The organism is Acinetobacter faecalis, assembly GCF_034187745.1.
GTDB lineage: Bacteria > Pseudomonadota > Gammaproteobacteria > Pseudomonadales > Moraxellaceae > Acinetobacter > Acinetobacter faecalis.
The window spans coordinates 1-16979 of the sequence record NZ_JAXHPF010000008.1; the positions used below are offsets into that span (position 1 = coordinate 1).

A 16979-nucleotide genomic window follows, 5' to 3' on the forward strand; every position below is an offset into this window, starting at 1 on the left:
TAAAAATCCCGATGGAATCGGGATGTAAATCTTAATTAGAATAGTGTGAATCTGCTGAAATGATGTCTTCGGTGCATTTTTTTAAGAAGAAAAGTACTTGTCCTAACAATATATCTTTATTTGTTAAAGCAACCATAATCATTGGATAGTTCTTGTTAGGTATTGCATTTAAGATAGCTTTACCATTTTCGGCATCTAAAGTGATGCTTTGACATCCTTTTAAATCAATTTCATTTACAAATGCCGAAATCATAGCAACAATTGAACTACTCACGGCTGCTAACTTACTAGAATTGTAGATATTTTTGTTATGTACAGAGCTAATTTCAAAGCCATCTGCTGTACATAAAAGAATATAATCCACGCCTTTTACATTCAATAGAACATCTGAAATTGCACGATGTGATAAATGAATAAGAGACTCTGGCGGCTTTCGTGAAAGGTCATGCATGATTCTAGTTACCTGAGAGGCTAAGAGAGATTTCAGATTGGCTAAGAAGGGTATCTATGAGTAGAAGTACATCTTCTGACTTTCTTGCATCAATAAAATATAAAGGATAAATTTGTTTTTGCTTGGAAATCCATTCTCGATACTGTGATGTATGAACAGTAGATTTCTCATCAATATGTGTAATTGCAAAGATTAGATTATTATTTGTTTTTACAAAAGTTTCATAATAAAAATCAAGATCTTGAAGAGGGGACTTGGAGCTATGATCGATCAAAATAATGGTGCCTAAAGCACCTTGACTGATTGTAGACCAGATAAAATCGAAGCGTTGTTGTCCTGGGGTACCGTAAAGTCCAACTTTTACGCCATCATCAAGTGTAATTTCACCATAATCGATACCAACAGTGGTGAACATTTTATTGTGCCGATCTTGATCTGTATTAATAGCTTCTGTTGTAAATACAGGTACATCTGAAAGTGATTGAATTGCCGCTGATTTTCCAGCACCCATCGAGCCAGCAAAAACAATCTTATGTGGATGTAAAATCATAAGGAACCCTTATATCCCCAGTTTTTTTCGCATTTTGCTAAAAAAGCTTCGTAAAGTGGAAGGTGTGTTATCTTCATTATTAAATTTGAGTTTTGCTTCATGTGCTGGAATTTCTTGAATAAGGTCACAGGCAAGAGCAATGTAAAGAAATTTGTTAATCAGCTCAGGATTGATATTCAAATTTTTTGATATTAAATTGATATTTGTACCATGCTGAAAACATGATGATATTTTTAATGTTTCTTTGGGAATATTCTTACTATATTGTGGCCAATATTTTAGCTTGTAGTAAGTTGAATGATCGAGTTTTGAGAAATTTTGAAGATTTGACCAAAGATAATTCCACAGCCATAAACTTAAATCATGTCTCTTTTTTTGCTGTCTAAGATTTACAACTTGATCAAAATTTAAAGCTTCAATATTTAGACTATGAATTGATTGAAATTTGAAGTCATCTTGCACCCAAATTTCGTGCATTTTTTTATCAATTACTAGAATTTGATCGTTATTAATATGACATTTGAAGTAATTTGAAGTAGTTGAGTGGTAAATATTACTAAATTCATCTATTAAATTAATATCTTCACTTTTATTAAAACTTAACGTGATTTCAGTTTTAATGTTTTTTAAAATCCATTGGTAGAGATTATATGTATCAATAAAAGGTAGAAAGAGCTTATTATCTTCTATGATATTTTCTTTATTATTTTCATAATTTATAGAGAGAATAGGGATATTTTTATTTTTTAGATTTATAACAGCAGGTGAGTCTATGAAGTTTTGATTTAATATAATTAAATCTAACTCTACATTTGCAATATTTGTCCATGTAATATTGAATTTGTCATTTACTGTATTAATAAATAATGATTTAAGTTGATTGGTTGTATTTAAACTCAAACCGATAATTGCAACAAAAATATTATTTGCCATAGAGTTACTCATTACCAAATTAAAATATAACTACCCCTCTAAATAGAGAGGTAGTTTTTTTGATTAAGAAAAATCTAATTCTTTTTCAAAAGCTTTTAACTCATGACGAGCCATTGCTAAGTTTGATTTTGAGCGATCTAATACAAGATATAAAAATAATGAATCATTTGAAACTAAAGGACGGATTAGGTGATATTGCTTACCTAAAGTAATTAAAATATCTTCAATCGTGTCGTCTAATTTTAAAGCATTAGCAACTTTACGTTTTGCACGTAAAACTTCTGTGTTACCAGCAGCAGCGTATTCAAGGTCAATTGCACCATTACCTTGAGTTGCTAAAGCAAGACCACTTTCGCTGTCTACAAGTGCAGCTGCAAAAAAACCGTCAATATCAGTTAAATTATCTAATGAAACTTTAGCCATTTTATTCCCCATAAAATATATAAAAGGTTTAATAATTAATTAAACCAATCTTAATAGTCGGCTATTTTAAATTTTTAATCAAATCATAAATAATAATAAAATTTTAATAGTTGTAGATTTAAACAATCTAAATAATAATAATTAGATATTTAATATTATTATGATTTATAGATTAAATTTAAACTATTAATAAGCTCTTCTAAAATATTAATAATAGTGTGATGTAATTATTATTTTAAATAAAAAATTATGATTTATTAGTATTTATTTAAAGTGGGAAATATTATTTTTATATATTAAGTATTTTAAAAAACATTTTGTATAAATTTGAATCAAGCAAGATGCATGCAATCCATGGTAAAATAATCGGCTTTCGTCTTTGATCTAATTTTAGATCTCCTACCATCTGCCAGCCGAGAATTGCTAGCCATGTCTACTGCTTATACTATGCAAACTGCGCCGAAAGCGTTGTTTGATTACGACAAATATTGGGCGTCATGTTTTGACCCTGCGCCATTTTTGCCGATGTCACGCGAGGAAATGGATCAACTCGGTTGGGACAGTTGTGACTTCATTTTAGTGTGTGGTGATGCGTATATCGATCATCCATCTTTTTGTTCAGGCATTATTGGTCGTACTTTGGAAGCGCAAGGCTTCCGTGTAGGTATTATCGCTCAGCCAGATTGGACAAATGTGGATGCGTTCCGCGCGTTAGGTAAACCAAATATTGCTTGGGGTGTAACAGCAGGCAACATGGATTCTATGATTAACCGTTATACGGCTGATCGTAAGATTCGTTCTGACGATGCATATTCTCCAGATAATCAACCGAATAAGCGCCCAGATCGTGCAGCGACGGTATATTGCCAACGTGTACGTGAAGCTTATCCTGATGTACCTGTTTTATTGGGTGGTATTGAAGCATCGTTACGTCGTATCGCACATTATGACTATTGGTCAGATAAAGTTCGTCGTTCGGTATTGATGGATTCAAAAGCCGATTTATTGATGTACGGTAATGGTGAGCGTTCTATTACTGAGATTATGCATCGTTTGGCGCGTGGCGAAAAAATTCACGAAATTACAGATGTTCGTGGTACAGCGTTTATTGTGAATAAACACAACCGTGCTTCAAAAGCTAAATTTGTAGAAATCGCATCGAATGATGTAGATGCAGTTGGTCGTGTTGATCCGATTATTAACCCTTATGTTATGACTGAAGATATTGAAGGTTGTGAGATTGAGCAAGGGAAGGACAGCAGCCAATATCAAGGTTTCCAAAAAGAACATGTTGCAAATCCAATTGTGCGTGAAGGTGATGATTTAGCCCCTGATACGCAAATTGTACAGTTACAGCCATCTTCGAAAGCAATTAAACATAAGCTTCCGCCACGTGAATTGGCTGTTATTCGCTTACCAGCTTATGAAGAAGTTGCTGCAGATCCAGTTTTATATGCACACGCTAACCGTATTTTGCATTTAGAAACCAATCCGGGTAATGCTCGTGCAATGGTACAAAAGCATGGTGAGCGTGATGTATGGTTGAATGCTCCGCCAATTCCGTTAACAACGGAAGAGATGGATTATGTATTCGATTTGCCTTATGCACGTTTACCACATCCAGCATATGGCAATGCACGTTTCCCAGCATTTGACATGATTAAGTTCTCTGTGAACATCATGCGTGGTTGTTTTGGTGGATGTACCTTCTGTTCAATTACAGAACATGAAGGTCGTATTATTCAGAACCGTTCTGAAGATTCAATTCTTCGTGAAGTTGAAAAAATTCGTGATACGGCACCAGGTTTTACAGGTATTATCTCGGACTTAGGCGGTCCAACAGCCAATATGTATCGTTTGGCATGTAAAGATCCTGAAATTGAGAAAAACTGCCGTAAGCCATCGTGCGTATTCCCTGGTGTATGTCAAAACTTACACACTGATCATGCACCATTAACGCAGCTTTACCGCAAAGCGCGTTCTTTACCTGGTATTAAAAAGATTCTGATTGGTTCTGGTTTACGTTATGACCTTGCAGTTTTAAACCCTGAATATGTAAAAGAGCTAGTTACTCATCATGTTGGTGGTTATTTAAAAATTGCGCCTGAACATACCGAAAAAGGCCCACTCAATAAAATGATGAAGCCGGGTATAGGGACGTATGACCGTTTCAAACAAATGTTCGATCGTTTTAGTAAGGAAGCAGGCAAGGAACAATACTTAATTCCTTACTTCATCGCAGCGCATCCGGGTACAACCGATTACGACATGATGAACCTGGCGATTTGGTTGAAGAAGAATGGTTTCCGTGCCGATCAGGTTCAGACTTTCTATCCATCGCCAATGGCAACAGCAACAACCATGTATCACACAGGTAAAAACCCACTTGCGAAAGTGGCACGTTATACCGAGCAAGTGGATATTGTAAAAGGTGATAAACGTCGTCGCTTACATAAAGCATTCTTGCGTTACCATGATGCGAATAACTGGCCTTTATTGCGTGAAGCACTGAAGGAAATGGGACGTGCTGATTTAATTGGTAACTCGAAACATCATTTAATTCCGACTTATCAACCTGCGGGTAGTGCAGAAGGTCAATATCAATCTGCACGTAAGAAAAACTCGACTGTTGCGGGTGACTCACAAAAGCGTAGTGCCGATAAAAATGCTCAAGCGACTCGTCCGTCAAATACCAAAAAACGTCCTGAGCGCGGTCAAATTTTAACGCAACATACAGGTTTACCACCACGTGAAACTGGTGATGCGAAAAAGCCTTTTGGTGGTCCAAAACCAAAAGGTAAATCTAAGCCTAAATCTAAAGCTTAAATAAATATTAAAAAAGGACTCTTAGGAGTCCTTTTTTATTGGGCGTATTTCATCGGAAAATATAAAAATAATGAGATAAAAGTTGATTTAAAAATGAGTTTCAGGCTACCTTATAGGTCTACTTGTAAAAAATTGACTATTTAAAGTGGGCGATCAATATGGAAAATTGATCTATTTATATAATAATTAATTGAAACCTGTTTTTAATTCATAGCGCTAAAGTTGATGTATCGAGTGATTTTACGTGCATGAAAAATATCAAAATAAAAATAGAAAATTTTAAAGGATTGGGTCATGGTGATTTACTTTTTAATGGGGGCTTTGCTTTTAGCCTTAATTGTTTTTTTAGCGGTTAAAAATTTAAGGTCTGGTGTAAAGTCTCATGATAGTGCGTTGAAACAACGTGCTATTTTTAATATTAGCGAGCAACTCACTTTTGCTCGTTTAAAACAAGCCTTACCGCAATATACGGTTTTGGCACAGGTATCTTTTGATTCACTATTAACGACAAAGTTCTATCATACACGTTCAAAATATAGAAATATGACTGCAGATTTTGTAGTTTTAGGACAACAAAATGAAGTCATTGCGATTATTGTTTTAGAAGATTATCACGCAACAAAAAAGCATAAAGATGTGGTGTATCAAGAAAAAATTCTAAAGATGGCAGGCTATCGTGTTTTTCATTTTGATGGTGTGCCTAATATAGAATACATAAAAGATGAATTTAGAGTATTAGATGATTCTGAATTATTTGTTCAAGATATTGCATCAAAAAAGTATGAGTTTTATACGGGAAAACAGCCGTCTTATTTCAAGCTAATGAACTAAAAAAAGCATGCGAATAGCATGCTTTTTTATTGAATTTTAATTATGGTTTAACAGCAACAACGGTCATTTCAACCAAAACATCTGGTTTATACATATTTGCTTCTATGCATGTACGTGGTAGAGCATCAATATCTGCAACCCATGCATCCCAAACTTCATTCATTGGTGCGTAGTTTGTTGCAATATCTTTCACGAAAATCATCACAGATAAAATGTGGCTTTTATCAGTTCCTGCATCTGCAAGAAATTGGTCAATATAATCTAAAGTTTGTTGTGTTTGACCTTTAATATCGAGTGTTAAGTCCGCAGCAAGTTGCCCTGCTAGGTGAACTAAGTTGCCCGAAATCGCAATTTCAGAAAAGCGTTCTTGAATATGTAAGCGTTCTACAGCCATATTATTAATCCTGAAGTTTGGCATTAACAAAGTTAAAATTATTGTTAATCAATCGCCTATTGCAAAGTAAATGACAACATCGTGTCGAAATGTCTAGTTATTAATGACCAAATATTTTCAATGGAATAAAGAGTTTTATAATGATACTGGTAACACGATGCTCAATACCAGTAATACAGTATTGGTGTTATGTACTAGCTTTAAATAAGAAAATTTATGATGAATATTCAGAAGCATATTTTATTGATTAAGAAGAATAAATTTATCTAAAAATATTTTGATTGTAGTTTTAATTAATTTTTAAAGTGCTAAATTTGAATTGTTTCCATGGACTGACATCAGAGATGCCCTGTAATCTTCGGATTTGATCGTCACGCCAATCACAGGACAAAATGCTGAAAGTAAAGGTGATTTTCAACATCTCAGCGCATACATGGATAATGCATCGCCCGAATAGAGTACTCTAAAAATATTTAAAGTGAAGTTAAATTTGATTTATTTTTATTCTTATGTTTAAAAAGCATGCAATTTAGAATATGAATTAATCCCAAAGAGAAAGTTGTGGTTGAGGTTTTTTCTCAGAAAGTTGATATACGCCAACGCCGACTAATCTAAATTCATCATTTTGAGGAATATGCATTTCAGCCAATAGATTTTCTAAAATTTGTTGCAATTCATCTTTGTTTTTTAATGGATGTTTAAAGCTTTTACTGTGTTGTAAAACTTGGAAGTTTTTCAGCTTTAATTTTGCTGAAACACCGCGAGCGCACAAATTTTTCTTGTCTAATATTTCCCAAACTTGGTCAATTAATTTTGGCCAATAAGGATGGCACTGTTTCAAGTTAAGATCTTGATCAAATGTTGTTTCTTTAGAAATAGATTGGCGTTCACGTTCTATTTGCACAGGTCGTTCATCAATGCCTTTAGCATATAAGAAAAGTTGTTTTCCATATTTTCCAAAGTGATGTATTAAAAAGGCTTCTTCAATATTTTGTAAAGCACCTAAAGTTTTTAAGTCCAACGTTTTCAACTTTTCTTGCGTGACTTTGCCAACACCAGGGATTTTTTTTAATTCTAAATTTTGTATAAAACTCTGAACTTGTGATGGTTTTATTACACAAATTCCATTTGGTTTATTCCAGTCAGATGCAATTTTTGCTAGAAATTTATTGGGAGCAACACCTGCTGATGCTGTTAGTCCTGTTGCTTGAAAAATATCTTCACGAATACGCATCGCCACTTCTGTTGCGCTGGGAATATTTTGCAAATTTTCGGTTACATCTAAGTAAGCTTCGTCTAATGATAACGGTTCGATAAGCGGTGTATATTTTTGAAAAATTTGATGAATTTGAGTTGAAACTTCACGGTATTTATTAAAATTAGGTTCAATGACAACAACTTGTGGGCATATCTTTTTGGCTTGTGTCATAGACATTGCAGAACGTAAACCAAAAGTACGCGCAGGGTAAGATGCCGCAGCAATAACCGCACGTGGATGATGCGAGGAAATGACCACAGGTAAGTGTTTTAAATTGGGTTGGTCACGTAACTCGACAGATGCATAAAATGCATCCATATCGATGTGTATGATTTTTCGCATGCACTGAAGTAGTTGTTTATTTTAAGTTCAGTATTACATTTTAAGTAGGTTTGTTGAAGAGCAAGCTACGATAGCTACGACACAAGCTGTCTGACTAAATTCAAATTATGGTTGATTTTGTAGTGGATCAATTTTGTTTTTTTCTAAAAATTTCATCCAGTCTTTTTCATTTCCATTAAATACATTCATATCGACAACAGTAGAAATACCAGAAATTTTACCTTGATTCGTATGTTGCCACATCAACCATTTAGGATCGTCTTTTAAATCAGGTTTGCCTTTATATTCACGTACCCAAAGAGGTGTGTTTTTAAACTCACCTGCAAGTATGATGTTATAAAAACTTTTAGAAATATAAAAAATAGGTTGTTTACCATAGTGCTGATGGACTTGGTCATGCATCACTTGAATTTCTTGCAGCAACTGTTCTTTGGTGAATGTATTAATACAATTGCTGTCGTATTCTAAGTCTATGACAGGGGGTAAAGCATTTTCTTTGTTCGGCACTGTTTCTATAAAGTTTTGTGCTTGAATTTTTCCATCACGGCAAATTCTATAAAAATGATATGCACCGACTAGAAAGCCTTGTTCACGTGCTTGTAACCAGTTGTCTTGGAATTTTCGATCTTTAAAATCACCACCTTCTGTGGCTTTTAAGTATACAAATTTATAGGTTTGAGGAGATATTTTTTTCCATTGAATATCTCCTTGATGATGTGAAACATCAAAGCCTTTAATTGGGTATTCAGTTGCAGATGCGGAGCGGTGTTGGAAAAAACTTAAATAAATAATAAGAGCAAGACAAAATCCCCCTATACCAAAGAGGGAACTATATGCAGTTTTATGATGAATCTTCTTTTTTCGTGTACTCATTATAAATATAAAAAGCAGTGTTTAAGCCTATGATACGCTGTTCTGAAATAACAAACTACGTTATTTATAAGAACAATTTATACAGGCGTATTTTTAGGAATTTGCCAGAAAATTGCAGCCGTTATAATGTTGATAGAACCTAGAACTAACAAAGTAATATGAAAAGCAGTTGTGGTGTTTTCTGCACCCAAATAGGCTGTAAAAACATTCACTAATGTACCTGCTAGCGCAACGCCAATACTCATTGAAACCATCATAATCATAGATAAAAAGCTATTACCGCTACTTGCATCTTGCTGAGGTAAATCTTTTAAAGTGAGCGTGTTCATAGACACAAATTGGAGCGAGTTGAGCACGCCAAAAATAAAGAAGTGAATTGCACGCAACCAAATAGGCGTATCTGCCGATGTTAGGGCAAAACTTGCAATACATGCGCCAACCAAAAGGGTATTGATAATAAGTACTTTGCGATAACCAAATTTTTGAATAATTGGGCGAATAATTGGTTTAGATGCTAATGAACCAAGCACGGTTGGAATCATCAATAAGCCTGTTATAAAGGGCTCGAAACCAAAAGCAATTTGTAGCATTAATGGCAATAGAAAGGGTAAGGCATTGCCACCTAAGCGTGCGAAAAAGTTGCCAATAATACCGACTGCATAAATGCGGTTTTTAAATAATTTACTGCGGAATAATGCATTTTTATGTGTATGCGAATGGTATGCATAAATTAATGAAGCCAAAAATCCTATAATAATTAAACCAATACTCCACCAAATTGAGTGTTGTGGATTGGCAAAGTTTTCAATTCCTAAAGATAAGCCAACCATTGCAAGTACAAGTAAAATAATTCCGACATAATCAAAAGTAGGAACTGTAGGCTCTGTAACATTTGGCATTGCTTTAAACGTAATAAGCACGCCAAGTAAGCCCATAGGAATATTGATTAAGAAAATCCAATGCCATGTCGTAACTTCAACAATCCATCCACCTAAAGTTGGTCCAATTAGTGGTCCAATTAAACCTGCAAGGCTCATTAAACTCATTGCTGCAAGGAATTGCGTGCGTGGAATGACTTTGAGCATTGCTAAACGACCAATAGGAAGCAGCAAAGCACCGCCAATGCCTTGAATTACACGGTAAACCAAAAGTTCATTTAAGCTTTCTGCATAACCACAGCCTAAAGAGGCGAGGGTAAAAATAATAATGGCTGCAAAGTAAGTATTTCGAACGCCAAATCGATCTGCTAACCAACCACTTAAAGGAATACATGCTGCAACGGACAATACATAAGCCACAACAACACTATGCATTTGCAGAGGATCTTCTCCTAAGCTACGTGCCATAGCAGGAATGGCTGTATTTACAATAGTGGTATCTAGCCCTTGCATGAAAAAGCCAATTGATACTAAAAGTACCAAAAGTCTAAATTCAGGTTGTAAGGCTTGATGCGTTGGGGTTGCATTCATATTGGCGTTAAAATATTGAATTTATAAACAGTTTAGCTGAATAAATAAAAAATGCATGTTGTGAAAATGAATATTTAAAGTAAAGCATATAAAAAAATTAATGCTTTTATTTTGAATGTAAAAATTAAATGAAAAGAGGTTCAGCGTATATTTAAAAAACTTCCTGATGAAAAATGAGTTAAAGCGTTAGAATACTGTCATAATCTTGAAAAATTTTAGTACTGCTAGACAGAAGTCTTTGGCAATAAAGGGTTTGTTCTTTATATGACAATCGAAATATTGATGGTGATAGGCTTTTGCTTAGCCGCATACTCTATCGTTGGAAATGATGTTCCACAAACTTTAGGTACTTTTATTTCATCAAATGCGCATCGTCCTTGGTGGGTACTTTGGATTTATATCAGTTCAATTTTAGTTGTTGTATTACTTTATGGCTGGTATGCATCGGGTATTGGTGATGCATCTTATGGACGATTGGAGACTATTCCTTTTCCTGAAGGTGGTATTACTTGGCTTTACATTGTTCCGCCAATTTTATTAATTCTCTTAACGAAATACGGAATTCCTGTTAGTACAACTTTTTTAGTACTAACTATTTTCTCCCCAAGTAGTTTGACTTCAATGCTCACCAAATCAATGATGGGCTATGCAGTTGCTTTTATTGTTGCGATTATTGTTTATCGTTTTGTGATTAAACAAATTTCAGTTTATTTCAGTAAGACTAGAGATCAAAGTCCATCAAATATTTGGATTGGTTTGCAGTGGGTATCTACCGCATTTCTTTGGAGCCAATGGCTCATTCAAGATTTGGCAAACATTTTTGTCTATGTGCCACGTCAAGTTCCATTTGAGTTCCTTATTTTTGCCATTTCAGTTTTTGTTGTGTTGCTTGGTGTGATTCTTTATCAGCGTGGTGGGGCAATCCAAAAGATTATTGATACAAAAACAGGTCTTGCAGATATTCGTTCGGCAACCATTATTGACTTCATTTATGCATTAATTCTTTTAGTGTTTAAAGAGTGGAGTAATATTCCAATGAGTACAACTTGGGTATTCTTGGGTTTACTTGCAGGTCGTGAGTTTGCAATGTCGATGCATTTACGTGAAGTGAATAAGCACAAAACATCACGTAACGTCAGTAAAGATGCAATGAAGCTCATGCTTGGTTTGGCAATGAGTGTGTTCTTAGCGGTGACTTTACCGTGGTTCTATAACTTTGTGACGAACTTGGCGAGTTGAATGCATTAATAAAAAAAGCGAGCTAGATGCTCGCTTTTTTATTAACTATTCAAATTACAATTTAAACAACAAAGCTTTTAGGGCAATCTAAATTGTTTAATGCATTAAAAATCTGTTTTGAAGAATTACACACAATGAGTTTCGCGCGATGTTGCGGTGGTAAAAAACCTTCTTGAACAGCGTGATCAAGTTGTGCAATTAGCGCATCATAAAAACCATTTACGTTGTAAAGCATCATTGGTTTTTGGTGTTGATTTAACTGTGCCCAAGTGGCAATTTCTAGAATTTCTTCGAATGTTCCCAAACCACCAGGAAGCGCAACAAATGCACAAGCACGTTCAGCCATGAGTGCTTTACGTTCATGCATTGTTCTAACAACGTGAAGTTCAGTTAAGGCATTATGTGCAATTTCATAATCCAACATAAATTCAGGAATAACACCAACCGTTTCACCGCCATGTTCAATTACCGTATCTGCAACTTGACCCATTAAGCCAATACTTGCACCGCCGTAAACTAAACCTAAATTATGTTCTGCTAAGCCTTTAGCAAGCGCAATCGCTTTTTCTTTATAAATTGGATTGTTACCAGAGCGAGAACCGCAATAAAGTGCAACAAGTGGTTGAGTTGTTTTAGGAGAGGGGTTTTGATATTCAATCATCGTTAACGCATTGTTCATATTGTTGTCATGACCTTATCATCTTCTGTATTCAGGTTTTAGCATAGAATAAAAATGTGACAAACGTATATAGATTATTGAGCTTTCAGTTAATTTATAAAATGAATAACAAAGCATGCACAAAAAATGATGATTCTATTTGCAATATTTTCTATACTAAAAATCTGTTTCATAACAATAGAACTGACATGGGTAGTGGAAGTTGGGTTTCCAACGCAAGTTATTCCTTAAATTTTGCATTTTATCTATTTAAATTAAATGCGATATTCAATAAATCTCAATCTAAACATGATATTCAGGAGAAGAGCATATGATCTTTGAATGGATGTCAGACCCAGCTGCATGGGTAGGATTATTTACACTCGTTATTTTAGAAATTGTATTAGGTATTGATAACTTAGTATTTATTGCTATTTTGGCGGAAAAGTTGCCACCAGAGCAACGTAATAAAGCACGTATTATTGGTTTACTTCTAGCACTTGGTATGCGACTTGTCTTGTTAGCATCCATTGCTTGGGTCGTCACGCTTACTAATCCGTTATTTTATATTTTTGACCATCCTTTTTCTGGTCGAGATCTTATTTTGCTTTTTGGTGGTGTATTCCTTTTATTTAAAGGCACCATGGAATTGCGAGAGCGTCTTGAAAGCAAGCCAATGCTGAAAGAAGAAAATCCAGTACATGCTACATTTTGGATGGTGATTATCCAAATTGTTGTATTAGATGCAGTTTTCTCACTCGATAGCGTTATTACTGCTGTTGGTATGGTAAAGCACCTTTCTGTGATGATGATTGCGGTGATTATTGCTGTGGGAATTATGCTTTGGGCATCTAAACCACTCATGAATTTCGTGAATAAGCATCCAACGGTTGTGATTTTATGTCTTTGCTTCTTAATGATGATTGGTTTCTCATTATTGGTTGAAGGCTTTGGTTATCACATTCCAAAAGGCTACTTATATGCAGCAATTGGTTTCTCTGTACTCATTGAGTTCTTGAACCAAACAGTGCGCCGTAACCAAGAAAAAATGGTGACAACAACAGATTTACGTTATCGCACAGCATCTGCTGTTATGCGTATGTTAGGTGCCAAAAGTGGTACAGAATCGCAAGACAATAATGTTGAAGATGTGCTAGCAACACGCGCTTTTGCAGATGAAGTTTTCGATGAAGAAAACGGTGCTTATCATAGTGTGATGGTTCAAGGTGTTTTGGGTTTATCTGAACGCCCTGTGAAGTCTGTAATGACGCCAAGACCTGAGCTTGAATGGATTGATTTAGACGAAGACGAACAATCTATTCGTGAGCAATTATTAAGTACTACGCATTCACGTTTAATTGTAGCGCATGGTGAGCTTGATAATATTGCGGGCGTTGTGCTGACGCATAAAGTCATGAATGAATATATTGAAACAGGTGCATTAAACTTTGAGGCACATTTACGCGATCCTGTGATTGTTCACGAAAATGCTCAAGTTTTAATGGTGATGGAACAATTGCGTCAAGCACCGTTACAAATGGCAATTATTCTTAATGAATATGGCTCAATTGAAGGTATTGCAACACCAATTGATGTTCTTGAAGCAATTGCAGGTGAATTCCCAGATGAAGATGAACTTGATACAGCAGCAGAAAGTCTAGAAGATGGCTCACTGATGCTTGAAGGTTCAACCGATATTCGTCATGTTTCATTGCTTTTAGGGCGTGATTTGGTCGATGAGTCTGAACAATATTCAACGCTTTCAGGTTATATCTTACTTCATTTAGGTCATTTACCTGAAAATAGTGAAAAAATTGAAATTGATGGTTATATTTTTGAAATTGTGACAATGGAAGGTCAGAAAATTGAAAAAGTGCACATCACACCAAAAGACAAAAAGTAGGTCTATAATGAAAACAGATTAAATAATTAAAATCTGTTTTCTAGTTCCGTTAAAATAGCTCGATATTTCGGGCTATTTTTATGGAAAATTGAATGACATTAAGTGCATGTCCTTGTGGTGAAGGCGAGTATAAAACTTGCTGTGAACCTTTACATTTAGGTCAAGTAAAAGCTGAATCTGCGGCTCAACTTATGCGTTCACGCTATAGTGCTTTTGCCAAACATGAAATTGATTACATTGTAAAAACCACAGCAATTGGGCAACAACAAGCATTAGATGTTCAAGCCATTGCAGATTGGAGTAAGGCGAATCAATGGTTAAAATTAGAAGTTGTACAAGCCAAAGAAAAATTAGATAAAAATCATGCACAAGTTGAATTTAAAGCACATTATCATGATGGTGAAAAAGCACAAATACATCATGAAATTTCACATTTTGTGAAACAAGAAGGTGCATGGTATTTCCTCGATCCAACAACAGATCAACAAATTACGATGAAACAGCCCTGTATTTGTGGTTCTAATAAAAAATTTAAGCAATGTTGCGCACAATTTTTGTAACTTTAGCTTAGATATGCCTTAGAATAGCGCACACTTATTACCCTATAGGGAATCAGGGCGATGTTGTTAACCATTATTTATATTATCGCAATTACTGCTGAAGCAATGACAGGTGCTTTATCTGCTGGTCGGCGCAGTATGGATTGGTTTGGTGTAACGCTCATTGCCTGTGTTACCGCCTTAGGTGGTGGTTCTGTCCGAGATGTTCTTCTTGGACATTATCCTTTAACTTGGGTGAAACATCCTGAATATTTAGTGCTTACGTGTTGTGCTGCATTTGTCACGATTATTATTGCAAAATGGATGAGTCAACTTCGTTCAATTTTCTTAATTTTAGATGCCTTGGGTTTAATTGGCTTCACTATTATTGGTTGCCAAATTGCCTTACAAATGGGACATGGCTTTGTCGTTTGTGCTGTTGCAGGTGTATTAACAGGGGTTTCGGGTGGTATTTTACGTGATATTTTATGTAATGATGTCCCTTTAGTTTTCCGTCGTGAACTTTATGCAAGTATTTCTTTTGTATCAGTAATTTGCTACTGGATTTGCGTGGAAATAGGCTTATCTTTAGAGCTTACAGTTATTGCTACACTTATATTTGGTTTTACACTTCGTTTAATTGCAATTTACTTTGGCTTAGAAATGCCGAAATTCATTTATAAAGAAGATGATGAGCAATCTGCTTCATCGAAAGATGCATCATAACTATTCTAAAAAGACCAAGTAACTGCTATAAGAAGCAGTTACTTTTTAAAATTATCTTATAAAAAATAGCAAAAGTATAAAATCCTGTTGGGAAAGCAGTACGCAATCTTTCACCAAATCAGAGATATTGTTATGGATTTAGTCTCACGAGTACAACGCTTACCTATTGGTAAATTCCACTATAACTTGTTATGGGTAATCGGACTGGGGTGGATGTTCGATGCCATGGATACAGGGCTTATTTCATTTATTTTGGCAAAAATGTCTGAAGATTGGGCCATGACACCTACGGAAAAAGGTTGGGTGGTTTCTATTGGTTTTGTGGGAATGGCAATTGGTGCTGTTTTTTCAGGTGGTTTGGCTGATAAATGGGGGCGTAAAACCGTATTTACAGCGACCTTAGTTATTTATAGCTTAGCAACGGCTGCTTGTGCTTTTGCACCCAATTTAACGTGGTTATTGGTTTTTCGCTTTATTGTTGGCTTAGGCTTAGGTGGTCAACTTCCTGTTGCTGTCACCTTAGTGAGTGAATATATTCCTGCGCATGTTCGTGGTCGTTTTATTGTATTGCTTGAAAGTTTTTGGGGGTTGGGTTGGCTGTGTGCCGCACTTATTGCTTACTTCGTTATTCCTAAATTCGATTGGCATATGGCATTTTTAATTGGTGGATTACCTGCTTTATATGCTTTTGTTATTTGGAAAAAAGTCCCTGAATCTATTCCATATTTAATTAACCGTGGTCGTATTGATGAAGCACATGCATTGGTGCAAAGCTTTGAACGCCAATGTGGTGTAGAAGTTATAGAGAAAATAGAAGTTAAGCCTGTATCAGAAAAGCAAAACGTATCATTTAGTCAGTTGTGGTCAGGTGCTTTTGCCCGTCGTACCTTAATGTTATGGCTTATTTGGTTTGGTATTGTGTATTCCTACTACGGAATTTTTACATGGTTGCCAAGTTTATTGGTCAAAGAAGGCTATACCATTGTTCAGTCATTTGAATATGTTTTAGTGATGATTTTGGCACAACTTCCAGGTTATATCGCTGCGGCTTGGTTGGTAGAAAAACTAGGACGTAAAGCAACTTTGGCAGGCTTTATTGGAATGTGTGCGGTATCGGCATATTTCTTTGGACAATCTAACAGCGTTGAGCAAATTGTAATTTGGGGCTGCCTAATGTCCTTCTTTAATTTGGGTGCATGGGGGGTTCTTTATACCTACACACCAGAACAATATCCTACAAATATCCGTGCATTTGGCTCAGGTTGGGCATCTGCAATTGGGCGAATGGGTGGAATTGTTGCGCCATTAGTGGTTACTCACATGATGGTCATGAACAATGGTTTTAGCTATGTATTTATGATGTTTACTGCTGTTTTATTGGCAGTTGCATGTGTCATTTTAGTTTTAGGTGAAGAAACAAAAGGAAAATCACTCGATTCCATTAGTTAGTGATTGGTTATTTTTTAGTTGATCATTTGGAATAAAGTGGATATTTTTACGACATAAGACATAAATTGTCGCAGAGTGGTACGACATACACTTGTATAGAATCCCCCTGCGACAT

The 16979-nt window shown here is 35.4% G+C and carries 16 protein-coding genes; 7 read left to right on the top strand and 9 right to left on the bottom strand.

The window, feature by feature from the left end:
• Positions 1-31 precede the first annotated feature (31 nt).
• From SKM54_RS09500 to SKM54_RS09515, 4 genes are all read right to left on the bottom strand, one after another.
• Positions 32-451 carry a roadblock/LC7 domain-containing protein gene (locus SKM54_RS09500; RefSeq protein ID WP_311918127.1) on the bottom strand — a complete coding sequence of 140 codons (420 nt, stop codon included), beginning with the start codon at positions 449-451 and terminating at the stop codon, positions 32-34.
• Positions 452-455: 4 nt separating this feature from the next.
• Positions 456-1001, bottom strand: a complete 546-nt coding sequence (locus SKM54_RS09505; RefSeq protein ID WP_321090221.1) for a GTP-binding protein — start codon at positions 999-1001, stop codon at positions 456-458.
• A 9-nt stretch (positions 1002-1010) separates the two neighbouring features.
• Positions 1011-1934 carry an SPFH domain-containing protein gene (locus tag SKM54_RS09510; RefSeq protein ID WP_321090220.1) on the bottom strand — a complete coding sequence of 308 codons (924 nt, stop codon included), beginning with the start codon at positions 1932-1934 and terminating at the stop codon, positions 1011-1013.
• Positions 1935-1997: 63 nt separating this feature from the next.
• The gene (locus SKM54_RS09515) at positions 1998-2357 is read right to left on the bottom strand and encodes a roadblock/LC7 domain-containing protein (protein ID WP_321090219.1); all 360 of its coding nucleotides are present in this window, start codon (positions 2355-2357) and stop codon (positions 1998-2000) included.
• Positions 2358-2786: 429 nt separating this feature from the next.
• On the opposite strand from SKM54_RS09515, the gene SKM54_RS09520 reads away from it, so the two are divergent.
• Positions 2787-5183 carry a YgiQ family radical SAM protein gene (locus SKM54_RS09520; RefSeq protein WP_321095232.1) on the top strand — a complete coding sequence of 799 codons (2397 nt, stop codon included), beginning with the start codon at positions 2787-2789 and terminating at the stop codon, positions 5181-5183.
• A 294-nt stretch (positions 5184-5477) separates the two neighbouring features.
• Entirely contained in the window at positions 5478-6014 is a 537-nt protein-coding gene (locus SKM54_RS09525) for a DUF2726 domain-containing protein (RefSeq protein ID WP_321095233.1), read from the top strand.
• Between the two features lie 40 nt (positions 6015-6054).
• Here the strand turns inward: SKM54_RS09525 and SKM54_RS09530 are convergent, their stop codons facing one another.
• From SKM54_RS09530 to mdtD, 4 genes are all read right to left on the bottom strand, one after another.
• Positions 6055-6408: a RidA family protein gene (locus SKM54_RS09530; protein ID WP_154771905.1), complete on the bottom strand. Its 354-nt coding sequence runs from the start codon at positions 6406-6408 to the stop codon at positions 6055-6057.
• 541 nt (positions 6409-6949) lie between these two features.
• Complete coding sequence (gene dinB / locus SKM54_RS09535; RefSeq protein ID WP_321095234.1) at positions 6950-8008, bottom strand: DNA polymerase IV; 1059 nt, start codon at positions 8006-8008, stop codon at positions 6950-6952.
• Positions 8009-8113: 105 nt separating this feature from the next.
• The gene (locus SKM54_RS09540; protein WP_321095235.1) at positions 8114-8881 is read right to left on the bottom strand and encodes a glycoside hydrolase family 25 protein; all 768 of its coding nucleotides are present in this window, start codon (positions 8879-8881) and stop codon (positions 8114-8116) included.
• A 77-nt stretch (positions 8882-8958) separates the two neighbouring features.
• Positions 8959-10350, bottom strand: coding sequence for a multidrug transporter subunit MdtD (gene mdtD, locus SKM54_RS09545; RefSeq protein ID WP_321095236.1), 1392 nt, complete (start codon positions 10348-10350; stop codon positions 8959-8961).
• 264 nt (positions 10351-10614) lie between these two features.
• On the opposite strand from mdtD, the gene SKM54_RS09550 reads away from it, so the two are divergent.
• Positions 10615-11589 carry a hypothetical protein gene (locus SKM54_RS09550; protein WP_321095237.1) on the top strand — a complete coding sequence of 325 codons (975 nt, stop codon included), beginning with the start codon at positions 10615-10617 and terminating at the stop codon, positions 11587-11589.
• A gap of 61 nt (positions 11590-11650) precedes the next feature.
• On the opposite strand, the gene SKM54_RS09555 is transcribed toward SKM54_RS09550, so the two are convergent.
• Positions 11651-12268: an LOG family protein gene (locus tag SKM54_RS09555; protein WP_321095238.1), complete on the bottom strand. Its 618-nt coding sequence runs from the start codon at positions 12266-12268 to the stop codon at positions 11651-11653.
• Positions 12269-12578: 310 nt separating this feature from the next.
• Here SKM54_RS09555 and SKM54_RS09560 point away from each other — a divergent pair, with 310 nt between their 5' ends.
• From SKM54_RS09560 to niaP, 4 genes are all read left to right on the top strand, one after another.
• A complete protein-coding gene (locus SKM54_RS09560; RefSeq protein ID WP_321095239.1) occupies positions 12579-14150 on the top strand; it encodes a TerC family protein in 1572 nt (523 codons plus the stop codon).
• 92 nt (positions 14151-14242) lie between these two features.
• On the top strand, positions 14243-14710 hold the full coding sequence (locus SKM54_RS09565) for a YchJ family protein (RefSeq protein WP_154771912.1): 468 nt from the start codon (positions 14243-14245) through the stop codon (positions 14708-14710).
• 60 nt (positions 14711-14770) lie between these two features.
• On the top strand, positions 14771-15415 hold the full coding sequence (locus SKM54_RS09570) for a trimeric intracellular cation channel family protein (protein ID WP_152873749.1): 645 nt from the start codon (positions 14771-14773) through the stop codon (positions 15413-15415).
• A gap of 132 nt (positions 15416-15547) precedes the next feature.
• On the top strand, positions 15548-16864 hold the full coding sequence (niaP, locus tag SKM54_RS09575; protein WP_154771914.1) for a niacin transporter NiaP: 1317 nt from the start codon (positions 15548-15550) through the stop codon (positions 16862-16864).
• Positions 16865-16979 lie beyond the last annotated feature (115 nt).

What these genes read in the sequence shown, in the direction of transcription:
- SKM54_RS09500 (WP_311918127.1), bottom strand. Translation starts at nt 451, where the DNA reads ATGCATGACCTTTCACGAAAGCCGCCAGAGTCTCTTATTCATTTATCA.
- SKM54_RS09505 (WP_321090221.1), bottom strand. Translation starts at nt 1,001, where the DNA reads ATGATTTTACATCCACATAAGATTGTTTTTGCTGGCTCGATGGGTGCT.
- SKM54_RS09510 (WP_321090220.1), bottom strand. Translation starts at nt 1,934, where the DNA reads ATGGCAAATAATATTTTTGTTGCAATTATCGGTTTGAGTTTAAATACA.
- SKM54_RS09515 (WP_321090219.1), bottom strand. Translation starts at nt 2,357, where the DNA reads ATGGCTAAAGTTTCATTAGATAATTTAACTGATATTGACGGTTTTTTT.
- SKM54_RS09520 (WP_321095232.1), top strand. Translation starts at nt 2,787, where the DNA reads ATGTCTACTGCTTATACTATGCAAACTGCGCCGAAAGCGTTGTTTGAT.
- SKM54_RS09525 (WP_321095233.1), top strand. Translation starts at nt 5,478, where the DNA reads ATGGTGATTTACTTTTTAATGGGGGCTTTGCTTTTAGCCTTAATTGTT.
- SKM54_RS09530 (WP_154771905.1), bottom strand. Translation starts at nt 6,408, where the DNA reads ATGGCTGTAGAACGCTTACATATTCAAGAACGCTTTTCTGAAATTGCG.
- dinB (WP_321095234.1), bottom strand. Translation starts at nt 8,008, where the DNA reads ATGCGAAAAATCATACACATCGATATGGATGCATTTTATGCATCTGTC.
- SKM54_RS09540 (WP_321095235.1), bottom strand. Translation starts at nt 8,881, where the DNA reads ATGAGTACACGAAAAAAGAAGATTCATCATAAAACTGCATATAGTTCC.
- mdtD (WP_321095236.1), bottom strand. Translation starts at nt 10,350, where the DNA reads ATGAATGCAACCCCAACGCATCAAGCCTTACAACCTGAATTTAGACTT.
- SKM54_RS09550 (WP_321095237.1), top strand. Translation starts at nt 10,615, where the DNA reads ATGACAATCGAAATATTGATGGTGATAGGCTTTTGCTTAGCCGCATAC.
- SKM54_RS09555 (WP_321095238.1), bottom strand. Translation starts at nt 12,268, where the DNA reads ATGAACAATGCGTTAACGATGATTGAATATCAAAACCCCTCTCCTAAA.
- SKM54_RS09560 (WP_321095239.1), top strand. Translation starts at nt 12,579, where the DNA reads ATGATCTTTGAATGGATGTCAGACCCAGCTGCATGGGTAGGATTATTT.
- SKM54_RS09565 (WP_154771912.1), top strand. Translation starts at nt 14,243, where the DNA reads ATGACATTAAGTGCATGTCCTTGTGGTGAAGGCGAGTATAAAACTTGC.
- SKM54_RS09570 (WP_152873749.1), top strand. Translation starts at nt 14,771, where the DNA reads ATGTTGTTAACCATTATTTATATTATCGCAATTACTGCTGAAGCAATG.
- niaP (WP_154771914.1), top strand. Translation starts at nt 15,548, where the DNA reads ATGGATTTAGTCTCACGAGTACAACGCTTACCTATTGGTAAATTCCAC.